The following is a 20,270-nucleotide window of genomic DNA, read 5'->3' as shown; positions in this document are numbered from 1 at the left end:
TGTGATTTTTTCCGTATAAATTAGGGGGTCGTCGCTTATGCAGCAGCGCAACGAACGCAAGGATGCCGCCAGGCACCGCGAGCTCATCCTCGATACCGCTTCCCAATTGTTTCACGAACGCGGCGTCGAAGGCGTCAGCATGCACCAAATCGCCAAGTCCGCCGGAGTCGGGCAAGGCACGCTGTACAGAAGGTATTCATCCAAAGCCGAGCTCTGCATGGAGCTTATGGCGGATAGCTTCCAGCGATTCACCGCCGGCATCGACCATTATTTGGACAGCTCGGCAGGGTCTCCGGTCCGCGAACGGCTGGAAGGCTTTCTAACCCGCATCATCGAGTACATCGGGAACGAAATCGAGTGGCTAAGCGCCATTAAGCCGACGGTCTCCTGTGCCGAGGAACGGCTCAGCCTCTATCAATCGGAGCCGTTCGTTTACGTCGTCGGCAAGCTGAAAGGGCTGCTCGACGAAGCGGTCCGCAGCGGCGACGCGCGCACGGACGACACGGAATTTGCCGCCTTTGCGGCAGCCACTTCGTTCGATGCCAGCATGTTCTTCTACTTGACCAAAGACCGCGGCTTCACGATCGAGGAGATCAAAGCGAAATATATCCGCTATTTCACCGGACTGCTGCTGAACTGACGGTAATGGCAGCTTCTTGGGGAAACAGTGACGTGGAATGAAAGCGCATCATAAAAAAGGACGCCTCCGCAAGCCAGGTTTTCGTGCACCTGGTTCGCGGAAGCGTCCTTTTTGTCGAAGGGCTGCAGCAGTAAGTCGTAACAGATGGCCGGCAGCTGCGAGCAATATTATGGTTCATCCGTTCTCCTAATCTTGAAATTAGGCTTGCAGCTTGTTCAGCAGAGGCTTGTTCGGCAAATGATGCAGCGACTTGATGAACCGGATGGTCCGCGTGCGCGCCCTCATGACGATCGAGTGGGTTTCCGCGCGCTGATCCGGCAGCATCGTCACGCCGCCCAGGAATTCGCCCGGCGTCACGCCGGTCGCCGCGAATATCACGTCTTCCCGCCCGATCATGTCCGCCATGCGAAGCAGCCTGCGCGGATCGGCCAGTCCCATCTCCATGCAGCGCTGCTCCTGTTCTTCATTCTCCGGCATGAGCCGGCCTTGAATCTCGCCGCCGAGGCATTGGAGCGCCGCGGCTGCCAGCACGCCTTCCGGCGCGCCTCCGGAGCCGACGTACAGGTCGATTCCCGCCTCGGCAAATGCCGGAGCGATCGCACCCGCTACGTCACCGTCGGACAAAAATTTAATGCGAACGCCTGCCTCACGGAGACTTTGAATCAATACCGCATGGCGTGCGCGGTCCAGTATCATGACCGTCAGATCGGATACCTGCTTGTGCAAGACAAGCGCCGCCTTCTCCAAGGTCGTCCGAATGGGGTCGTCGAGACTCAGTTTGCCCGCAAGCGCCGGCCCGACTGCCAGCTTCTCCATATACATATCGGGTGCATGCAGCAATCCCCCTCTTGGAGCTACCGCAATCACCGCCATCGCGTTGTTAAGTCCTCTTGCCACCAGCTCCGTGCCTTCCAGCGGATCGACGGCCACATCGACTTCCGGCCCTTGCATGCTGCCGACTTGCTCGCCGATATACAGCATCGGCGCCTCGTCCATTTCCCCTTCGCCGATGACGACCGTTCCGCGGATCGATACCGAATCCAGCATGCCGCGCATGGCGTTCGTCGCCGCCTCGTCGGCGTGATGCTTGTCGCCCCGTCCCATCCACGGCGCCGCCGCAAGCGCAGCCAGCTCCGTTACCCTTACGATTTCAAGTGCAAGCTCGCGTTCCATCCTGCCTCGCCCCCCGATTCTTCTCTTTCCTGCGCACTTCTTCGAAAGTCCTATTAAAACCTTAAACCTGAAGCTCCTGCAGCCAGCCGATAATAATCGCAGCCGTCTCTTCGATCGCCTTCTCGGTAACGTCGATGACCGGGCAATTCAGCCGTTCCATGATCGTTCCCGCATAGCTCAGCTCCGCTTGAATCCGGTCGGCGGAAGCGTACTGCGCGGAGAACGGCAGTCCCATCGCCTTCAGCCGCTCGGCGCGAATGCCGGACAGCTTCTCCGGCTGCATCGTCAATCCGACGACCAGCCGGCTGCCGCCGAAGAGCTCCTCCGGCACGCCGACCTCCGGAACGAGCGGCAGATTCGCTACCCGAATGCCTTTGTGCGCCAAGTAAATGCTGAGCGGCGTCTTCGACGTGCGGGACACGCCGACGATCACGACTTCGGCAAGCAGCAGGCCGCGGATATCCTTGCCGTCGTCGTATTTCACGGCGAATTCGATCGCCTCGATCCGGCGGTAATAATCGTCGTCCAGCGTATGAAGCAGACCCGGCTGCCGCTTCGGCGAATCGTTGAACGTATCGATAAACGCCTGCATCATCGGTCCGAGCACATCGATCGCGCGCACGCCCCGGAGCAGCGCCTCTTCCTTCATCGTCTCCCGCAGCTCCGGCTGCACGAGCGTATAGGCGATAAATCCTCCCGTGCCTGCCGCCTCGTCCACGATTCGGACGATCTCATCCTCGGTCTTGATGTGGCCGCATCGGACGAGCTTCACGCCGTCATACGCAAATTGGCGCATTGCCGCCTTCACGACAGCTTCGGCCGTTTCCCCGACCGCGTCCGAACAAATGTAAATCGGTGCGCGTTTCCCCGTACTCTCCACCCTCATGCCCTCCTACTCCTGTCCGTTCGACTCTACTTCCGTCATCCAGCGGAGAATATTCGTCTTGCTGATCCAACCGATGACTTCATAGCGCGGCGAGGACTGCTCAAGCTTGGACACGACAGGGAGTCCGTCCAACTCCTGCACCAGCATCTTCCGGACGGCCTCGATCAGCGGCTGGTCGGCGCGAACCGCGGCCACGGCCGGGATACGCGACATCGCCATGCTGACCGGGATCGAGGCGGGATTGGCATTGCCGAGCGTCACCTTCAGCAAATCCTTCGGCGTCACCACGCCGACAAAATGCCGGTTCTCATCCACGACCGTAAGCGCCTCCGCGTTGCCCATGAACAAGCTGATGACCGCATCATGAACGGTAGAGCTGTCCGCGACGCTGTTCGGCAGTCCCTGCACATCCTTGACCCGTGCGGTTTCCCATCGTTTGAACGACCCTTCCCCGTCCTTGCCGGCCGTTCCCGGAAAATAACCGACGCGCGGCTTGGCTTCCAGCAAGCGGAGCATCACGAGCAGCGACAGATCCGCACGCAGCGTCGGCTTGCCGGTGCCGAGCATTTCGGCCAGCTGATCGCCCGTAATCGGCGCGTGCAGCCGGACAAGCTTCAGGATTTCGAGTTGTCTCGCGGTTAACGACATGCCGGCCACCTCCAATGTTACGTCTTTAATTAATAATTAATCTATCATATTAACCGATTAATACACAATATATAAATTGTTAAACGTTGCCTGTGCGTTCGGCGCATTTTGGGCATCTGCTCGCGCCTATTCCTGTTTCCGCACGTTAAAAAACCTTCTCGCGGCGTTTCCGTCAGAAACGGAAACACTGCTAGAAGGCTGAGCAAGGTATGCGGCGACGTTTGTCAGATCTTCAATTCCCCAAGCTTTATCAGCTCGACAACCGCTTGCGAACGACCTTTAACGTTTAATTTCTGCATGACGTTAGAAATATGATTTCTGACGGTTTTCTCGCTGATGAACAGCTGCTGCGCGATATCGCGAGTCGTTTTGTCCTGAACCAACAACTCGAATACCTCGCGTTCGCGATGAGTTAATAAGAACTTGCTCTTCTGGTCGCTACCCATAATTTGTTTGTCACCCCTCCTTGCTCGGGTTTTTATGGTTTAACAAGGTTAAGGGATACAGTCAAAGTATCATATGAAAGGGCTTATGGAGTGGTGCGATTATCCGTAAAAATGGGCGTTTGCCGTCGTTTGGCGGCCGCTGTCCCTCCATATCCTATTCACGCCGTTAGGTAATGGAACAGGCGAACCGCCGGGGCAAGCATATGATGTAGGATGCGAGCGAACGCAACCATCAGAACGAAGAGGACGGGATGAACATGGCAGTCAGATTGAGCAGGAATTATACCGTATCGGATTTGAAGGACGAGATTCTCTACTTCAACAGCCATTGGAAACGGTCTTTCTCGGGGAGCAAAGCCGTCTATACGGCGACCTCGAATTACGCGACGATCAAGCTTACGTTGGTTACCCCGAGCGGCAGGCGCATCCCCCAAGTGCTTCAATTCTACAAAAAAGGAAGCCGCGTGGTCATCATCGATACCGCCGTGCATTCTGCCCCCCACACCACCAAGCAGCTTTAAGCGAACAGGTTTAATTTCAAGTCCGCTGCTCCCTGCTCTCCCGTGTCTTTTCCGTGAAATAAACGAAAAGGGCCGCGTTCCCCACCGGGGATCGCGGCCCTTCATCATTCTATATTACCGGCGCCAATACACTTCATGCGGCAGACGATACGCTTCCGGCTGCTTCCGAGCGCTGACCGCGAACGCGCCGTTCGGCTTGTAGGCGAACGGCGTCTCGCCCTGCGCGTAGGAAGCCGCTTGGCGGCGCTGGATGCAGTCGAGCAGTACCTGCTGCTTGATCGGCAAGTACTCCAGCGTATGGGGGCCGAATTCCGCTTCGATTTCTCCCGGCCGAAACTCGTAATACACCGTGCGGCGCAGCGGGTTGCCGTCACCGGCGGGAGATCCGTGGAGCACCTCGATATTATGGAAGATCACGTCGCCCGGCTGCATCGGCACTGGGATGGCGTCCTCCGTCGAGAAGCCCGGCTGCGCGCAGCGCGCGTCGGACTCCGCCTTCGTCCATTGGTTGCTGGCCGGAATGACCCACAGGCAGGTTTGCAGATCGGCCTCGTCCAGGTAAAAATCGACGTTGAAGATCGGCCGTTTATCCTCGCAGCCTTCGGGAACGGCGGCGTCGCGGTGCCACGGCACGATGACGCCTTCGTTCGGCGCCTTGAGCACCATGGAATCCCAAGTCGGGATGAAATTGCGGCCCTGCAGCTTCTCGACGGAACGAAGGATGAACGGATGGCCGAGCAGCGCCTTCATCGGATCGCTCTTATCGATGACGTATTCGATGCGCTTCAATATTTGTTGGCCTGATTTCACACCGATTCCGTACATATAATCCGGTTCGTTCACGACTCCGGCGACGCCTTTATCGAAAAGCTTCTGCATTTCGTCCTGCACGAGCTTCAACTCTTCGCCCACGATGACGTTACGAATGACCAGAAAGCCGTTATCCAAGAAAAACTGCGCTTGTTCATCCGTAATTGCATCCTGCGCCCTTGCATCCACAACCGGTATCTGCACCTCGGTCAACCCCATTCGAATCGCTCCCATTCCTGGCATGTATGCCTTTACACTCGTTAGTATAAGACAGAATGGCCGGACTGTAAGTAACCGAAAGTAACAAAGAGGTTGCTTAAATCACTATTTCGTGGGATCGTATTCTCAGGCTTAGTCTGACGTCCATTATGCAGATGCAACAGGAGGGATTTCATTGTCGAACGTCATCCATGTTCCGCCGCCGGAGCATGCGGCCGATATGTATTTTCATCCGCCGTACATTACGCTGGCCCATCTCTTCCACGCTCCTCAGCATTGGGGCATTTCAAGCCGTCAGCTGTCCAGCTACCAGTTCCAATATGTCGTTGAAGGCGCGGCCGAGTACGAGATCGAGGGCCGGACGATCGTGACGAGGCGCGGGGATCTGATCTATCACTCCCCTTCCCAGATTCATGAGGTACGCACGTATCCGGACGAGAAATACATCTGTATCTCCATCCTGTTCGATTTCGGCGAAGCGCCTTATCCGGTCGAGCAGCTGCTGGGACAGGACCGCTATCTCGGCAATTTCGCCGGCCATGCCGTCGAGAAAATGCTCACTCAGCTGATCACGCATTATCACCAGCCCGGCTTGGCGCGCCATACCCTATGCCAAGGCCTGCTGATGCAAATTTTAGGTGAGATCGCGGGCTGGAAGCAGGAGCAGGAAACGAAAACGCAAGGACAGCAAAAGATCAAAACCAAAATGGTGCTCGTCCGCAATTATATCGCGGAGCACTTTGACCACGATATCAAGCATCGCGAGCTGGAAGAGTTGTCCGGTCTGAGCCGCAACTACATTATCTTGAAGTTTCGCAAAGCCTTCGGCATGACGCCGTTCGAGTATTTGACCCGCGTTCGGATCGAACGCGCCAAGGAGCTCGGCATTCAGACGAACATGTCCATCGGCGAAATCGCGGGCCGCGTCGGCTACGCGGACGTGCATACCTTCGGCCGCATGTTCAAACAAAACATGGGCATAAGCTTCAGCCAGTTCTGCTCCTCGATGGTGACGGATTAAATCAGTGTATGAAAACAAAGAATGAGCAGCTGTCCATGGACGACGTTTCGCGCCATGAATCAGCTGCCCACTTTTAGTCCATCTTAATAAATGATTCCTTTTACGAACGGGATCGTGCCGGGAAAATGCGCTCGACCATCGCGTTGAATTCCGCGATATAGCCTTGGATCGGCTTGCCCGCTTTGTAGTCGCTCATATAAGCGTCCATGCGTTCCACGAAATCGGCATTGGCCGATACGTAGACGTTTTTGATTTGCGGCGCCATCTGCTTGATTTCCTTGGCGATCTGATCTTTAATGGCCGATGCCGCATCGCCGGTAGCATACGTACGGCTTGCGGCATGAGGCATCGAGCTTCTGTTCAGGTCAGCCGTATTTCTCGTCACGCTGAGTCCCGTCATGTCTCGTCTCATGTTCCGGGCCGAATCCGTCGTGCCGCGGGCGATGTTTCTCGACAGGCCCGTCGTGCCTCGAAGGAGATCGGCCGTTCCTTCGCCGAGATCCCGCACGCCGCGGGCAACGTCCCGGCCTACGTTCGTAGCGCCCCTGGCTGCATCCTTAGTCAGGTCAGCCGCACCGCGAGCGACGTCCCGGCCGGCGTCTACGGTTCCGCGAGCGACGTCCCGCCCCGCGTCTACGGTTCCGCGAGTCACATCCATGCCGGCATTGGTCAGGTCTCTTCCGACGTTCCCGGTACCTCTGGTCAGATCCATGCCCGCGTTAGCCGTACCGCGATACATGTCTCTGCCCGCGTTCGCCGTGTTTCGAGTCAGGTCCCTTCCCGTATCGGAGACGTTCCGGGTCAGGTTTCTCCCCGCGTTCGAAGCATTCCGATTCAATTCAACGGATGCGTTCGAGGATCCGCGGTAGATATCTCTGCCGCCGTTGGAAGGTCCTCGATACCAATCGTTCGTCGTCGCCGTACCGCGCGACATGTTCGTTAAGCCGCGTGCCGCATGACCGGACAGTTTGTTCATTCCTGCGCCAGTAGAAGGGCCGGACATGCTGAGGGACATATTCCGCACACCATTGGCCGCGTTATAATACGAGCTGCTCGCATAGCCGTAATGCTTGGCATGAATCGATTTGCCGCTCATGGATCGCGCATTCATGGATTGGCCAAGCATATGATGGCTGTTCGTGGATCGGGCAGGAATGATCCCTGCACCCTTGCCGGAGCTGTGCAGACGCATATTAGGCGTCGCAATGGAGCTGGCCCGCGCGCCCCGCTGCTTGCTTGTGAACGCATGCGCGTTCGACGATTTCATGGAGCTGGACATCCCTGTACTGAAAGGCTGCATATATCCTTGCTGCGTTCGTCCGAGCGGCGCCGGCGCCGAGAAGCCCATGGCATTGGTGCCGTTCTTCGCAGCGCCGTTCTTGAGCGTGACCGCCACGTATGCGTTATTGTCGGTCAGCATGACATAGGCTTTGCCCACGCCCTTGATGTTCGAGATCCGGTCGCCCAGCGACTCGCTCATCTCCAAGCGGTAATTCTTATGCAGGCCGACAAGATTATTGCTGTTCAACCGGTGACCGTCCACGCGGTTCATTTCGTTCAATTGATCATTGGCAAACCGCGTATTCAGGATTCGGTTGCCGTTCATGTCGTACGTGACGCTGTTGCCGCGAATATTCTTATTGCCCAGCTCGCCGTGATTCTCCATGCAACCGGTCAGCATGGTCGATAACATGGCTCCGGCTGCAAGCATTGCCCACTTCCGCTGCTGCATCCTCTCATCCTCCGTTTCATCGTCTGACCGCACTAATGCGGCCCATATGTAGCGTTAGCCGAACGGGGAAAGGCTATGCTGGCAACTTTTTAGCGGATATGCGCCGCAATTACCAAGTTGACCGACTGGCCGATATTTCGGATCGGATCTCGGCTTGCAGCGAAACATAACGAAGAGCTCCTGCACGCGGCAAGAGCTCTTCGTTATTTTCGTATGTTTCTCGTTCCTTGATTTATTCCTTGGTGAATTCCTTGGTTTATCCCTTGGTATATTTCTTGTACCTTGGCCGCGTTTAAACAAAATTACGCGTATCGTTGCTTCGTCCGAATTTGTATACCGCAATCAAGAAGAAGACGGCGGCGAAAACAAGCAACACCGAGAAGTTCAAGCCGATTTCCTGCAGACCGCTGCCCGACTGCAGCTTCTCGATCGCCTGCAGCACCCAACGCTGCGGCAGGAAATCCGCGATGCGCTGCATCGTCTCCGGCATGACGGAGATCGGGAAGAAGCAGCCCGCGATCAAGCAGCTCGGCGTCACGATCAAATTCTGCATGGCGCTGGCGGCTCCGGAGCTCTTCGCGAACGATACGATCGCCAGCGAGAGGCTGACCGAGACGAGCGCGTAGACCGCGAGCAGCAAGGCGAGCGAGCCGAAGGATATACCGGCGCTCAGGTGGAAGACGACCCGCATGAAGAACAAGGCTACGGCGATTTGCGCCATCATGACGATGAGATTGACGACGATGTTCGAGAGGACGTACACCTTAGCCGAAATCGGCGACGACAGAATTCGGAAGTACGTCCGGTTTTCCCGGTTTTTCAAGATCAGCTCCGACAGGCTGCCGGCAGACGTCAGCATGAACATCAGCAGAAACCCGATCGACTGCGTCGACATTTGCTTCGTGCTCGACGAGTCGTCGACCGTCGAGGTCGTCAGCTTGAAATCCGACTCGCTGTAACGCTCGTAAAGGCGGTCGAATTTGGCGGAATCCCCCGCGGACAGCCGAGCCATCGCGCTGACGTTCTCGACGTAGCTGTTCAGCATCGATTTGAAGTATTCCTTCCCGGCAACATCCTTGACCGACTGCAGCGCGATATGATCCGGTTTGCCTGCCATCACGCTGTCAGAGTAGCCCTCCGATATAACAAGCCCGGCGTCGAGCTTGCCCGCCGCGATTTGTTCCTTGAGCTCGCTCTCCGTCACGTCCACCAGCTTCATGTGATTTATTTTCCCCATGAATTGAACCGTGTCCGACGCGATCTTGGCGCCTCCGTCACCGTTCGCGACACCGATTCGGAGATCCGGCTGCCCGCTTGAACCGTAGATTACGGTCGACAGAATAATGCCCACGATCGGCAGACCGAAATTAATGATCAGATTCGACCGGTTGCGGAACGTCCGCCGCAGCGTCGATACGACGAGAAACCATAATTCCTGCCACATGGCTATGCGACCTCCCTATTTCGCCGAAAATCTCCCGTTGAGACGAGCAGCAGCAGCGCCGCCCCTAGAAAAAGCCCGATTGCTGGCCAAGCGGCAGCCGCGTCGTCATTATAAATGATCGACATCAGCGCATGATTGCCCCATCGAAGCGGAGACAGCCAAGCGACCGCTCCCATGATACCGGAATCGGCAACCGGGAAGTACGCGCCGCCGATGAACGAGGACAGCTGCACGACGAGCATGACCAGCCCGCGCCCTCCGCCGTTCTTGATCCACGAATTCGCCGCGATTCCGAAGGATGTCGCCATTATGACTTCGCAGAGCAGGACGGCGATGACCGCGGCCAGATGAGTGCCCCAATACGCCTTGAACACCCATTTGCTGAAAAACACGATGAGCAGGATGCAAAGCGTGTTCGCCACGACGTTGCCGAATACTTTGCCCATGAAGATATCGCTTCGTCTTATCGGAGCGGCGTAGAGCCTGACCCCTGTACCCCGCACCCGTTCGGAGGTGATTAATCCGCCTGCCGACATCGCGCCGAACATCCCGACCATGACCGTCATCGACATCGCGTAATAATCCATGGAGCCCGGCATGCGATCGGCGACGACGGACTCGTCTCTCACGTAATCGCCTCCGCTGCCCGCGAAGACAGCCTGCACCGCGGCCGAATCGGCCTCCTGCGCAACGGCCGCCGCGGCGTTGTATTTGTCCGTAAACGCGCTCAGCATGCCTTGAACGATGATGCTCTCCACCGTCGTGCTGCTGCTGCTGTACAGCGACATGCCCGTATTGCTCACTTGAACGTAAGCCGTGTAATGATCGCTGCCGATTTCTTCGCGTCCGTCCATCCCCGATTTCAGCTTCTCGAATGCAATTCCCGTATGGCTTAATTCGCCTTGGAACGCCTCGAACGACCGCGAAAGCTCGCCGCTGCTCGTATCGCTGACCAGCACGTTGATGCCGTCCAATTTCACCTCGCTGGTGAATGCATTGGTCAGCGTAATCCCCAGAATCAGCATGAGGACGATCGGAAACGCGAGCATGAAGAAGAGCGTCCGGTAATCGCGAAAATGCTGCTTCACTTCTTTGACCGTTATCAGCCAAGCTATCATGCGTAAATCCCCTCCTTTCCTATGCTATTAATCTCTCAGATTACGCCCCGTCAACGTCAGGAACACCGTCTCCAAATTCGGTTCCCGCTCCTCGACGGTGCGGATCTCCAAATCCGCAGCCATGAGCTGCTTCAAGATTCGATTCAAATTATCGACCGAGGCATCGCTATGGATGCGGATGACGTTCTCCTCTTGGCTGACCTTGCGCACGCCCGGGAGCCCCTTCAACAAATCGCCCTCTCCGCCGGCCGCGTGCTTCAGCTCGATCACGATGTCTTTCGTATCGGTAATGCTTGCGGTAAGCTGCTCCTTGGTGCCTTCCGCGATGATCTTGCCGTGATCCACGATGGCGATGCGCGAACAGATCTCTTCGACTTCCTCCATGTAATGGCTCGTGTAAATGATCGTGCAGCCCGCTTCGTTCAGCTCCCGCACCGAGGACAAAATATAATTGCGCGACTGCGGATCGATGCCGACGGTCGGCTCATCCATAATGATCAGCTTCGGCTTATGAGCGATGGCGCAGGCGATGTTGAGCCGCCGTTTCATCCCGCCGGAGAAGTTCTTCGGGAAGCTCTTCGCCTTGTCGCCAAGTCCGACGAATTCGAGCGCCTCTTCCGTCCGCTGCTTCAACAGCGCGCCTCGGAGACCATACAAGCCGGCGAAGAAGCTCACATTCTCGTAGGCGGACAAATCTTCATAGATTGCCAAGTCCTGCGGCACGACGCCGAGGCTTTGTTTGGCGAAGCGGCTCTGCAGCTTAATGTCATGGTCCATGATTCGGATGTCCCCGTCCGTCGGCTGAAGCAGGGAACAGATCATGTTGATCGTCGTGCTCTTCCCGGCACCGTTCGCGCCCAAGAATCCGAAGATTTCGCCCTGCCCGACTTTAAGCGATATATTGTCCACCGCGACGAAATCTCCGAACTTCTTCGTCAATCCGCGTATTTCCAGCACGTTCATACCCGCTCACTCGCTTTCCATTCTTAAGATAGTCTCATTATAGGAAAAAGGGATGCCCTTATGTCAGTGCATAAGTTCATCCCTTCCCCATGGGAAATCTCATATCTATAAGTCTGTTAAGCCGCCGTGCAAAGCATGAATGGCTCCGTCATGGCCCCATCCGACATGAGGAATCTCATGGCATCTCATGGAATCGGTGGGCAAAGCTGGGCAAAAGCGTCGCAGCCGGACATGGCGGAGCCGAATCGGCCGAAGCGCCGGCGCTGGAGCGGACGGTTCGGCTTGTTGCCGGAGGGCAGCCAAGCTACCCTTCTCCGCTTCGCGGAAGCAGCGTCGTGACGACGAAGCCGCGCTCGCCGTCCGCCGTCACGGTCCCGCTCAAAGCCGCAGTCCGCTCCTCCATGCCGATCAGTCCCATGCCCTTGACGATTTTGTCCGCGCCTTGTCCGTTATCTTCAACGACCGCCTTGATGAACCGGTTCAGCACCCGGATCTCCACATGCACGGCCGAAGCGCGGGCGTATTTGGCCGCGTTCGTGAGCGCCTCCATCACGTTCTCATGAATGATCTTCCACTGGATGGGCGTGATGGCCTCGATATCGCCCTCATGAACGACCGACGTCAGCAGATCCGATTGGCTGCCGAAGGTCTCGACCGCCGTCCGCAGCCTGCCCAGGCCGAGCTGCTCCACAGGCGGCTTCAGATCCTTAAGCGTCCTGCGGATTTGCTCGATTCCATCCTTGGAAATGGCAATCGCGTTGCTCAGCAGCGCTTCTGCCGCGTCCACGTCCCGGCGAAGCGTCAAACGAGCCGCCTCCATCTGGATCAGCCCGCCCGTAATGGCATGTCCGATGCCGTCGTGGATTTCCTGCGCCACCCGGTTGCGTTCCTCCAGCTTGACGAGGTATTCGCTTGCTTGCGCGTACTCCGCGTTGTCGTTCAACTGCCTGCCGAGCAGCTGCAAGCGCCGGCGTGCTCGTTCCAGCTCATCCTCCTGCAGATTGACCCGTTCCATGTAGCGCTTGACGATGACGAAGTTGAAATAGACGAATACGGCGATAAAGCCGTAATGCACGAGCAGCGACGTCGGCAGGAACAACATGGGTGCAAGTACGAGAACGAACACGACGCGCCGATCGCGAATGAAGAAGGAGGCGAATTCAAAGAAGGCAAACGGCAGCAGCAGGAGTAGTTCCGGCTTCACGTACGCTCCGCAGAAGACCAGATAGCCGATGACCAGCGCGATCAGCCCTTGCTTCAGCTGTGCCGATTTGGCGATATGGACGACTAAATTGATAGCCAGATAGAGCAGGAAGTACAGCACCAGCAGCCGCTTGGCAGCCGGATGCGAGAAATACGTCAACGCGATGACGTAGAGCCATACGATCGTCTTGTTGCCGACAGTCCAGAGTTCCACGGCGGACCAGCCTCCTTCACGTGCGCTAGCGGGTTCGGCCCGTCAGATAATAGATGGCGATCTGCGTCCGGTGCTCCAGTGCGGTTTTATTCAGAATCGACGTGATATAGTTGGCCGTCGTACCTTCGGAGATGAACAGTTCCTTGGAAATCTCCTTGTTCGAGTACCCCTTCGCGATCAGCGCCATGACGTCGGTCTCCCGCTCCGTGAACGGACTGAGGTCGATCGGGCTCGCCGACGCAGGTACCGCCACCGATGGCTCCGAAGCCCCTTTTATAGCCGGTTGCGGCGGCGTTGAAGCTCCATTCGCCGGCTGCGCGCCAATCGAACTCTTCAGCTTATCGAGAATAATATCCTGGAGCACGTTGTTCCCATGGTAGACGCTCTTGATCGCATCGCGAATGCGCTCGGGATCGTTGTTCTTCAGCAGATAGCCCTTCGCACCGCAGCGGATCGCCTCCAAAATATATTCGTTTTCGTCGAACGTCGTCAGAATGAGAGGCTTCGTCGTCGTCTGTTCCGTAATCAGCCGCGTCGCCTCCACCCCGTTCATGTTCGGCATCCGCACGTCCAAGAGCGCGACGTCGACGTCATGAGCCAGGCAATAATCGACGGCCTGCTGCCCGTCCTCAACAGCGTCCAGCACCTCGAATTCCTCGAACGTATTCAAAATAATCCGCATGCCTTCGCGGATGAACGAATTGTCGTCTGCGATCAACACTTTGATTTTCATGCCGGCATCGCCCCTTTGCTGCTCTTAGTTTACCTTATTCGGCCGGCAGCTGGAAAGTTGTGGAGTTGCGGAGATTGGAGATGTGGTGTTGAGGGTCGTAGAGTCGTGGACAAAACAAGAAAGCCGCCCGCGGAATATCCGGGAGCAGCTTCCTTGATTATGCCTATTTCACTAAGCCTGATCACCAGGACCATTCAAATCTGTCCGATCAGCCGTTCAGGCGTTCAGGCGTATTCCTTCAGGAACGCCTTCAGCCCTTCATCCGCGTTATCCAGCGGGAAATACTCCAGCCCGATCGGCCCGGTATATCCCGCGCCGCGAATCGCATCCAGCACATTGCGGTAATTGATCTCGCCCGTCCCGACCTCATGGCGTCCCGGATGATCGGCGATGTGGAAATAACCGATGCGCTCGATATTCGCCCTGATCGTCGAGATCAGATTTCCTTCGGAAATTTGCTGGTGATAGACGTCGTACAGCACCTTCACGTAAGGGCTGCCCACCTTGTCGATAATCTCGAAGGCTTCGTCCGAACGCACCAGGTAGTAGCCTGCATGATCAACAAGCGTATTCAGCGGCTCCACGACAAGCGTAATGCCCGCTTCTTCCAGGAACGGCACCGCCGCCCGCAAGCCCTCCACGATGCTATCATGCTGCGCTGCGCGCGACACGCCTTCAAGCGCATTGCCGACCGTCACGATCAGGCTGGAGCAATCCACCTTCTTCGCCGCGACGATAGTTTCCTGCAGCCCTTCCAAGAACAAGCCGCGCTTGGCCGGATCTACGAGATCGCCGTATTTCGTACAGAACGAGCCGACCTGCAGTCCGATCCGCTTCGTCACTTCCGCCAGCCGATCCAGCTCCTTGTCGCCCCAGCCCCAAAATTCAATCGATGTATAACCCAGCTCGCGCGAACGCTCGACGCGTTCTTCGAACGACAGGCCGGTCTTGCTGAATACGGCATCCAATGATACGGAAAAAATCATTCGGTGCACCCCTTTCCGGTTAAGGAGACGCCAAGCTTGATGCTGGCCTCCGGTTTCTGATCCACATAGACTTCGTATGCCTCGGCCGATTGCTCGAACGGAACCACGGGATTGATAATCTCTTCGCAATTAATGGCTCCGGACGCCAAGAGATTCCAGCAGGCCTCGCGGATCCGCTTGAAATCCCATCGCGGATGATCCGGATTCGGCTCGCTGCACGCCCGGGAGAAGACGATCTTCGCATTGTTGAAATGCGCTTCGCGTCCCCAGTCCATGCCGCCCTTGAACGCGCGCGCCCAACCGATGAACGCGATCGTTCCGCCGTACGCCAAGCCGCGAAGCGCTTGCTGCAGCGCGAATTCATTCGCGCTCGTCTCGATGACGACGTCGACGCCGAGCTTGCCGGTATCCTGCTTCAGCAGGTAGCCTACATCGTCGACCGTCGGATCGTAACAGGCGTCCGCGCCTGCCCGCATCGCCACTTGGCGGCGCTTCTCGATCGGATCGATGACGGCGACGTAGGACGCGCCGGCAAGACGAGCCATCTGAGCCGCGAGCTGGCCTAGGGCGCCGAGGCCGAACACGGCGACGCGGTCGCCGATGCGAACATTCGCATCGCGGATAGCCGACAAGGCAAAGTGCGCCGGATCATAGCAAACCGCGCTTTTCCAGGACATGCTCTCCGGCATTTTCAGCAAATGACGCGCTTCCGTCACGACCGTTTCCCGGATGCCCGAGTAACCGCAGACTCGTTCGCCGACCGCGAAGTCCGTCACTTCGGAGCCGATCTCCGCAATGACGCCCACATACTGGTTACCGAGATTCCATTTGCCGAATACCGCCTGCGGTTCCGCCGCTTCGGCGCGCGGCAGGAACGCATGCCACTCATCGTCGTAATAATCCGTCACGAACGGGCTGAGGCCGCGGAAATCCGCCAGCTCCGACCCGTGCTTCGGAGAAGCGTAATCCACGCGGATTCTCACTTGATCGGGACGAATCGTTTCCTTCTCTTCATAAGCCAGCAGAGCCGCTTTGCGCGGCGCGACCGCGATTAATTGATTCGGCATCCAATGCACCTTCTCTTCCTGAAGTGATATGGCGACACAATACCCTCATTGTAAGCCTGCGGCCGATGAAAGCGCTATGAATTGCTGTGCGTTTTTGTTGCACGGATGTGGTTTGTTTGCTAGTGTCTAGCTAGGAGGCGATTCCGTTGAAGATCGAAGGTTTCCACATTCCATCGCAGATTTCCGACTTGGATCTCTATTATTGCGGCATCGAGACCGTCGTCGATTCTTTTGCCTGCGGTCCTTTCATACGAGATAAACATTTGATCCATTACATCATCAAAGGCAAAGGCTTCTTCGAGTGCCGGGGACGGAAGCAGCCGGTGCAAAGGGGCGAAATATTCGCCATCTACCCGGGCGAACTCACCTATTACGAGACGGATCCAAGCGATCCCTGGACCTTCTGCTGGTTCGCGTTCGGCGGCAGGAGGACGAAGGAGCTGCTGCAGCGGGGCGGCATTTCCGTGGAGGAACCGGTGCACTGCATACGCGACGGCTCCGGCATACCGGATCAAATCAGCCTCATGATCGATACGCTGAAGTCGTATCCGAGCCGCGATCTCCCCGCCTCCAGAATCCATGGCGCGCTGTATACGATTTTCGCGATGCTGGAAGTGTCCCATCTGGCGTCGAGTCCGTCCTACGCGCATCGAACCGAAGCCCCCGACTACATCGGCAAAGCGCTGAAGTTTCTGGAGACGCATTACCAGAATCCGATCTCCATCAAGAACATCGCCGATTACGTCGGGCTGGAACGCACGTATTTCACCAAGCAGTTTACCAAGGCAACGGGCGTATCCCCCCAGCGCTACTTGATCAAATACAGAATCGAACAAGCGCTGCGACTGCTCGCGACGACGGACATGACGGTCGGCCAGATCGGGAAGAGCGTGGGCATTCCGGAGATGACGTATTTCTCGCGGCTGTTCAAGAAGGTCGTCGGCGTCGCGCCGAAGCAGCACAGCCTGACCGTTCAAGCAGGCCGGACGGCGGCTCGTGTTTAGGCGGCAGCCCAATCGGCTAATGAATGGTAGGACAAGCTGCAAAGGAGGCCGATTCAAATGCCTTGGACGCATGATGATTATCCGGATTCCCTGAAGAACTTCCTCGCTCCCGTCCGCAACAAAGCGGTCGACATCGCCAATGCGCTGCTCGAGGATGGATACGAGGAAGGACGCGCAATCTCGATCGCGACTTCGCAGGCGAAGGAATGGGCGGAGCACCGGCATAAGCGGATTCGCAAGAAAAACCATTGATGGACCTATAGGCTTCGCATGAATCAGAACCCGCGGCGCTGCGGGTTCTTTTGTGCGTCCGGCGCGCGTATCCATCAGCATGCGGCATGCGATCGCAAGCGGCATACGTTCCAGCAATGAAACGGGTCAACCTCGTCCCACCCGATGGAGCGCACGGTCAATATACTTCCTTCGGATAATATCTTCTGCCGCCGTTCCCTTGTAAACTGACTATGATAGCCGTTATTTCTATCCGACTTTCCGGGAGGAATCGATTATGATCGTAAGGGCTCCATTCCGCTCAAGGCTTGCCCTGCTGACGCTCTCCCTGCTTCTGGCCGTCTTCTTCGCCGTGCCTGCCCCGCGGGCGCATGCAGCGGTAAACCTGATCGGCTTCGAAATCGCCAGCGGCGGCGCCCCCTATCTGATCGCGGGCACGGCGATTTACTATTCCTTCGGCGACGACCGCGCGATCGGCACAACCTTGGACAAGGTCAATATCGAATATTCCAAGGACAACGGGCTCAATTGGATTTATGTCCAAGAGCTGACGGTTAGGGATGTCTTCGGCACTAATGGGACTTTCGTGCTGCCGGTCGATTCGACGCTCACTTCGGCGCTTATTCGACTGTCGACGAAGTATTCGCCGCTCGTCGGATCGAACAGCTTTCCCTCGCAGACGCTCGGTCCCGTCAAAATCATGCAGCCCGTCGACGCCAGCGATTTTACCGCCGTCGCCAATTCGGATGCCTCCGCCTCGATTACGCTCTCTTGGACCGATAATAGCAACATGGAATCCTACTACGAGATCAAGCGCGTCGGAGGCACGAAGGGCGACAAGACGTTCTATGTGCGGGATACGATGGACCATATCGGCAATCTGACCTATCAAGATAAAGCAACGGAACCCGAGACCTTCTATGTCTATACCGTCAAGCCGGTAATCGATACGATTGCGTTGCCGGAGTACCTGATTCCAAGCGGAAAATCGATCTTGATGAAGAGCAAGAAGCTGACGCTCCGCGATATCATAAAGGACACGGATATCACGAGTACCATCGTTACGCATCTGCCCGGTTCGGTCATTGTCGGCGGATCGACAGGGACGGGAACAGGCACCGGGACTGGAACGGGAGCAGGCACTGGGACGGGCGGCACTGGCGGTACCTCGACCGATCCTGGAGCAGGAACAGGCGGTTCCTCTACGGGAACGGCCCTGACCGACGAACAGCTCGCGAAGCTGACGGAAGGGGCAAGCGACTGGGCGAAAACAGAGCTGAAGGACGCGATCAAGCTTCATTTGACGACCGATGCGGTCACGGGCGACTATCGGCAGCCGATTACGCGAGAGGATTTCGCCGGTATCGCGGTCAAGCTGTACGAATCGCTGAGCGGCAAACAAGCCGCGGCCGTCAGTCCGAGCCCCTTCACGGACACGACGAACGAGGATGTGCTGAAAGCGAATAAACTCGGCATCGTGTTCGGCACGACATCGCTGCTTTATTCGCCGAAAGCAACGATTACCCGCCAGGAAATAAGCGTGATGCTGCTGCGGACGCTCAGAGCGGCAAAGCCCGACGGCGTCTATGACACAAGCGCCAAATCGGTCTTCGCCGACGAGAAGCAAATCGCTGCATGGGCTAGAAACGCCGTCCATTTCGCCGCGAACAGCGGCGTCATGGGCGGCGTAGGCGGCGGTCGTATCGACCCGCTCGGGAATACGACGCGCGAGCAGGCCATCATTCTTATCAAGCGTGCCTATCAAGCCTTCAACAAGGTTTGATCGCATCGACAACGTGTGCTGCTACCGCAAGACGAACAGCCGCCTTTACCGGAGTATCCGGCTAAGGCGGCTGTTTGTCTGTGCACATCATTCATCGAATGACGGATTTCTGATTACGACATTGCTTATGCCGCGCTCTTATCGGATTTTCGCCTTTTCCACACGGCAGCAGTCAAAGCGGCCAGCAGCGAGAAAATCATCAAGCCCCCCAGTCTGATCATCGTCCCGGTCGATATAGCCGATACGTGTCTGACCGAATGATCTCCGCCTTCCCGATCCCACTCGAAGGTCGAGCCGGACTTCGTAAAGTTGATATCCTTGGTTTCGCCTTGGAACGCGATATGAGCCATATTGATGTGATGAACGAAGCCTTCCTTTTGGAAAAAGGCATATTCGATCCCGAGGTCATTGACCGGCGTCTCGAAATCGAACCGCATATGAGCCGCTATCATCGGAAGCCTGCCACGATCCTTCATTTCGATCGTACCGATTCGCGGCTCCGCGGCTGCGCCGCCGTTCGTTACCACAAGCCCCGTACCCATGAATGCCTTCAGCGCTTCCGTCTGCTTAACGATCTCCGCTTCATCCACGTAACCGTCCGTATTAAGATCCAAATCGATAAACTCCAGCAGTTGGTAAGGATCCATATACAGCTCATAATCGACCGTGCTGCCATTCACGACGACATCGGAATAGCCAACCGGTTCAAAATGCGCCGAAGCGCCCAGCGGCCAGGCGCCCAGCAATCCGGCTGCAAGTGAGCAGACAGCCGCCATTTTCCCGAATCTCCCGATTTTCATGCGCGTTCTCCTCCTGCCTGCCGATCAATATAATTGCTGCGTGACGCGTTCGATGAACCAATATATCCCGAAGCATGCCACGATGCCCGAACCTCCGGTAATCAGAAGCCGCTCGTCCAGCTTCGTCTGCTTGTACGCCCAAATGAGCGGCAGCACGGCGGCCAGCACGAGGATCTGCCCCGCTTCAACGCCTAGATTGAACGAAAACAACGGAAGCGCGAAGCGGGCGGACAGCGTCCCCCGCAAGATATCCGCGAATCCAAAGCCGTGGATCAGACCGAAGAAGAACGTTACGATCCAGCGGTGGTTAAGGCTTCGGACAAACAGGTTCTCGACGGTTATATACACGATCGAGAGCGCGATCAGCGGCTCGATAATGCCGGGCGGCAAGCTGACGATTTCCAGCGCGGATAAGGCCAGCGTCACGCAGTGCCCCGCCGTGAAGGCGGTCAATACTTTCAAAATGCTCATTTTCGACATGCGTGCGATAATCAGCCCGAAGAGAAACAACAGATGGTCATATCCCGTCAGGATATGCTCGATGCCCATCGTCAGGTACTGCATGAAGTCAGCCATGCAAGCAGGCTCCTTTCGGCACGGTTGCCGTTAAAATAAGGCAGGGAGTGCG

Annotated in this window: 20 protein-coding genes and 1 pseudogene; 6 read left to right on the top strand and 15 right to left on the bottom strand. The window is 56.9% G+C overall.

Annotated features, from left to right (window positions below; translation table 11 throughout):
- The first annotated feature begins 37 nt into the window (after positions 1–37).
- Positions 38–640: a TetR/AcrR family transcriptional regulator gene (locus AC0YNU_RS17550; RefSeq protein ID WP_475758825.1), complete on the top strand. Its 603-nt coding sequence runs from the start codon at positions 38–40 to the stop codon at positions 638–640.
- 198 nt (positions 641–838) lie between these two features.
- Here AC0YNU_RS17550 and glpX read toward each other — a convergent pair whose 3' ends face one another.
- The 4 genes from glpX to AC0YNU_RS17530 all read right to left on the bottom strand — a co-directional run bounded on the left by glpX (position 839) and on the right by AC0YNU_RS17530 (position 3,796).
- The gene (gene glpX / locus AC0YNU_RS17545; RefSeq protein ID WP_475758823.1) at positions 839–1,813 is read right to left on the bottom strand and encodes a class II fructose-bisphosphatase; all 975 of its coding nucleotides are present in this window, start codon (positions 1,811–1,813) and stop codon (positions 839–841) included.
- Between the two features lie 61 nt (positions 1,814–1,874).
- Positions 1,875–2,699 (bottom strand): pyruvate, water dikinase regulatory protein, encoded by an 825-nt coding sequence (locus tag AC0YNU_RS17540; protein ID WP_475758822.1) that lies wholly within the window; start codon positions 2,697–2,699, stop codon positions 1,875–1,877.
- Positions 2,700–2,705: 6 nt separating this feature from the next.
- On the bottom strand, positions 2,706–3,347 hold the full coding sequence (locus tag AC0YNU_RS17535) for a CBS domain-containing protein (RefSeq protein ID WP_475758820.1): 642 nt from the start codon (positions 3,345–3,347) through the stop codon (positions 2,706–2,708).
- Positions 3,348–3,571: 224 nt separating this feature from the next.
- On the bottom strand, positions 3,572–3,796 hold the full coding sequence (locus AC0YNU_RS17530; RefSeq protein WP_338046040.1) for a helix-turn-helix domain-containing protein: 225 nt from the start codon (positions 3,794–3,796) through the stop codon (positions 3,572–3,574).
- 254 nt (positions 3,797–4,050) lie between these two features.
- On the opposite strand from AC0YNU_RS17530, the gene AC0YNU_RS17525 reads away from it, so the two are divergent.
- Complete coding sequence (locus AC0YNU_RS17525; RefSeq protein WP_475758818.1) at positions 4,051–4,314, top strand: hypothetical protein; 264 nt, start codon at positions 4,051–4,053, stop codon at positions 4,312–4,314.
- Between the two features lie 114 nt (positions 4,315–4,428).
- Here the strand turns inward: AC0YNU_RS17525 and AC0YNU_RS17520 are convergent, their stop codons facing one another.
- Positions 4,429–5,343: a phytanoyl-CoA dioxygenase family protein gene (locus AC0YNU_RS17520; protein WP_475758816.1), complete on the bottom strand. Its 915-nt coding sequence runs from the start codon at positions 5,341–5,343 to the stop codon at positions 4,429–4,431.
- Positions 5,344–5,518: 175 nt separating this feature from the next.
- Between AC0YNU_RS17520 and AC0YNU_RS17515 the strand changes: the two genes are divergently transcribed.
- Positions 5,519–6,364 (top strand): helix-turn-helix transcriptional regulator, encoded by an 846-nt coding sequence (locus tag AC0YNU_RS17515; RefSeq protein ID WP_475758814.1) that lies wholly within the window; start codon positions 5,519–5,521, stop codon positions 6,362–6,364.
- A 100-nt stretch (positions 6,365–6,464) separates the two neighbouring features.
- Here AC0YNU_RS17515 and AC0YNU_RS17510 read toward each other — a convergent pair whose 3' ends face one another.
- The 8 genes from AC0YNU_RS17510 to AC0YNU_RS17475 all read right to left on the bottom strand — a co-directional run bounded on the left by AC0YNU_RS17510 (position 6,465) and on the right by AC0YNU_RS17475 (position 15,824).
- Positions 6,465–8,096 carry a YhcN/YlaJ family sporulation lipoprotein gene (locus AC0YNU_RS17510; RefSeq protein ID WP_475758811.1) on the bottom strand — a complete coding sequence of 544 codons (1,632 nt, stop codon included), beginning with the start codon at positions 8,094–8,096 and terminating at the stop codon, positions 6,465–6,467.
- Between the two features lie 292 nt (positions 8,097–8,388).
- Positions 8,389–9,540, bottom strand: coding sequence for an ABC transporter permease (locus tag AC0YNU_RS17505; RefSeq protein WP_475758808.1), 1,152 nt, complete (start codon positions 9,538–9,540; stop codon positions 8,389–8,391).
- Positions 9,541–9,542: 2 nt separating this feature from the next.
- Positions 9,543–10,658, bottom strand: a complete 1,116-nt coding sequence (locus AC0YNU_RS17500; RefSeq protein ID WP_475758806.1) for an ABC transporter permease — start codon at positions 10,656–10,658, stop codon at positions 9,543–9,545.
- A gap of 27 nt (positions 10,659–10,685) precedes the next feature.
- Positions 10,686–11,621 carry an ABC transporter ATP-binding protein gene (locus AC0YNU_RS17495; RefSeq protein ID WP_475758803.1) on the bottom strand — a complete coding sequence of 312 codons (936 nt, stop codon included), beginning with the start codon at positions 11,619–11,621 and terminating at the stop codon, positions 10,686–10,688.
- A 304-nt stretch (positions 11,622–11,925) separates the two neighbouring features.
- Positions 11,926–13,038, bottom strand: a complete 1,113-nt coding sequence (locus AC0YNU_RS17490; protein WP_475758801.1) for a sensor histidine kinase — start codon at positions 13,036–13,038, stop codon at positions 11,926–11,928.
- 25 nt (positions 13,039–13,063) lie between these two features.
- Positions 13,064–13,771, bottom strand: coding sequence for a response regulator transcription factor (locus AC0YNU_RS17485; RefSeq protein ID WP_475758799.1), 708 nt, complete (start codon positions 13,769–13,771; stop codon positions 13,064–13,066).
- A 224-nt stretch (positions 13,772–13,995) separates the two neighbouring features.
- The gene (locus tag AC0YNU_RS17480) at positions 13,996–14,757 is read right to left on the bottom strand and encodes a hydroxypyruvate isomerase family protein (RefSeq protein ID WP_475758797.1); all 762 of its coding nucleotides are present in this window, start codon (positions 14,755–14,757) and stop codon (positions 13,996–13,998) included.
- Positions 14,754–15,824, bottom strand: coding sequence for a zinc-dependent alcohol dehydrogenase (locus AC0YNU_RS17475; RefSeq protein ID WP_475758794.1), 1,071 nt, complete (start codon positions 15,822–15,824; stop codon positions 14,754–14,756). Before AC0YNU_RS17475 ends, AC0YNU_RS17480 begins: the two co-directional genes overlap by 4 nt.
- 146 nt (positions 15,825–15,970) lie before the next feature.
- Between AC0YNU_RS17475 and AC0YNU_RS17470 the strand changes: the two genes are divergently transcribed.
- The 3 genes and pseudogenes from AC0YNU_RS17470 to AC0YNU_RS17460 all read left to right on the top strand — a co-directional run bounded on the left by AC0YNU_RS17470 (position 15,971) and on the right by AC0YNU_RS17460 (position 18,842).
- Positions 15,971–16,828: an AraC family transcriptional regulator gene (locus AC0YNU_RS17470; RefSeq protein WP_475758792.1), complete on the top strand. Its 858-nt coding sequence runs from the start codon at positions 15,971–15,973 to the stop codon at positions 16,826–16,828.
- A 57-nt stretch (positions 16,829–16,885) separates the two neighbouring features.
- Positions 16,886–17,047, top strand: a pseudogene (locus tag AC0YNU_RS17465) (DUF2188 domain-containing protein); the annotation flags it as partial.
- Between the two features lie 289 nt (positions 17,048–17,336).
- On the top strand, positions 17,337–18,842 hold the full coding sequence (locus AC0YNU_RS17460; RefSeq protein WP_475758790.1) for an S-layer homology domain-containing protein: 1,506 nt from the start codon (positions 17,337–17,339) through the stop codon (positions 18,840–18,842).
- 125 nt (positions 18,843–18,967) lie between these two features.
- Here the strand turns inward: AC0YNU_RS17460 and AC0YNU_RS17455 are convergent, their stop codons facing one another.
- Positions 18,968–19,642: a hypothetical protein gene (locus AC0YNU_RS17455; protein ID WP_475758788.1), complete on the bottom strand. Its 675-nt coding sequence runs from the start codon at positions 19,640–19,642 to the stop codon at positions 18,968–18,970.
- 24 nt (positions 19,643–19,666) lie between these two features.
- The gene (locus tag AC0YNU_RS17450; RefSeq protein WP_475758785.1) at positions 19,667–20,218 is read right to left on the bottom strand and encodes a HupE/UreJ family protein; all 552 of its coding nucleotides are present in this window, start codon (positions 20,216–20,218) and stop codon (positions 19,667–19,669) included.
- Positions 20,219–20,270 lie beyond the last annotated feature (52 nt).

Source organism: Paenibacillus sp. J31P316 (assembly GCF_056269105.1).
Note: the sequence above shows the minus strand (reverse complement) of the source record. Positions and strands in the feature narration are given on the sequence as shown.

Bases quoted from the DNA above. Each gene is read 5' to 3' on its own strand.
- AC0YNU_RS17540 (WP_475758822.1), bottom strand. From the start codon at position 2,699: ATGAGGGTGGAGAGTACGGGGAAACGCGCACCGATTTACATTTGTTCG.
- AC0YNU_RS17480 (WP_475758797.1), bottom strand. From the start codon at position 14,757: ATGATTTTTTCCGTATCATTGGATGCCGTATTCAGCAAGACCGGCCTG.
- AC0YNU_RS17455 (WP_475758788.1), bottom strand. From the start codon at position 19,642: ATGAAAATCGGGAGATTCGGGAAAATGGCGGCTGTCTGCTCACTTGCA.
- AC0YNU_RS17460 (WP_475758790.1), top strand. From the start codon at position 17,337: ATGATCGTAAGGGCTCCATTCCGCTCAAGGCTTGCCCTGCTGACGCTC.
- AC0YNU_RS17500 (WP_475758806.1), bottom strand. From the start codon at position 10,658: ATGATAGCTTGGCTGATAACGGTCAAAGAAGTGAAGCAGCATTTTCGC.
- AC0YNU_RS17485 (WP_475758799.1), bottom strand. From the start codon at position 13,771: ATGAAAATCAAAGTGTTGATCGCAGACGACAATTCGTTCATCCGCGAA.
- AC0YNU_RS17525 (WP_475758818.1), top strand. From the start codon at position 4,051: ATGGCAGTCAGATTGAGCAGGAATTATACCGTATCGGATTTGAAGGAC.
- AC0YNU_RS17520 (WP_475758816.1), bottom strand. From the start codon at position 5,343: ATGGGGTTGACCGAGGTGCAGATACCGGTTGTGGATGCAAGGGCGCAG.
- AC0YNU_RS17535 (WP_475758820.1), bottom strand. From the start codon at position 3,347: ATGTCGTTAACCGCGAGACAACTCGAAATCCTGAAGCTTGTCCGGCTG.
- AC0YNU_RS17510 (WP_475758811.1), bottom strand. From the start codon at position 8,096: ATGCAGCAGCGGAAGTGGGCAATGCTTGCAGCCGGAGCCATGTTATCG.
- AC0YNU_RS17475 (WP_475758794.1), bottom strand. From the start codon at position 15,824: ATGCCGAATCAATTAATCGCGGTCGCGCCGCGCAAAGCGGCTCTGCTG.
- glpX (WP_475758823.1), bottom strand. From the start codon at position 1,813: ATGGAACGCGAGCTTGCACTTGAAATCGTAAGGGTAACGGAGCTGGCT.
- AC0YNU_RS17550 (WP_475758825.1), top strand. From the start codon at position 38: ATGCAGCAGCGCAACGAACGCAAGGATGCCGCCAGGCACCGCGAGCTC.
- AC0YNU_RS17450 (WP_475758785.1), bottom strand. From the start codon at position 20,218: ATGGCTGACTTCATGCAGTACCTGACGATGGGCATCGAGCATATCCTG.
- AC0YNU_RS17505 (WP_475758808.1), bottom strand. From the start codon at position 9,540: ATGTGGCAGGAATTATGGTTTCTCGTCGTATCGACGCTGCGGCGGACG.
- AC0YNU_RS17495 (WP_475758803.1), bottom strand. From the start codon at position 11,621: ATGAACGTGCTGGAAATACGCGGATTGACGAAGAAGTTCGGAGATTTC.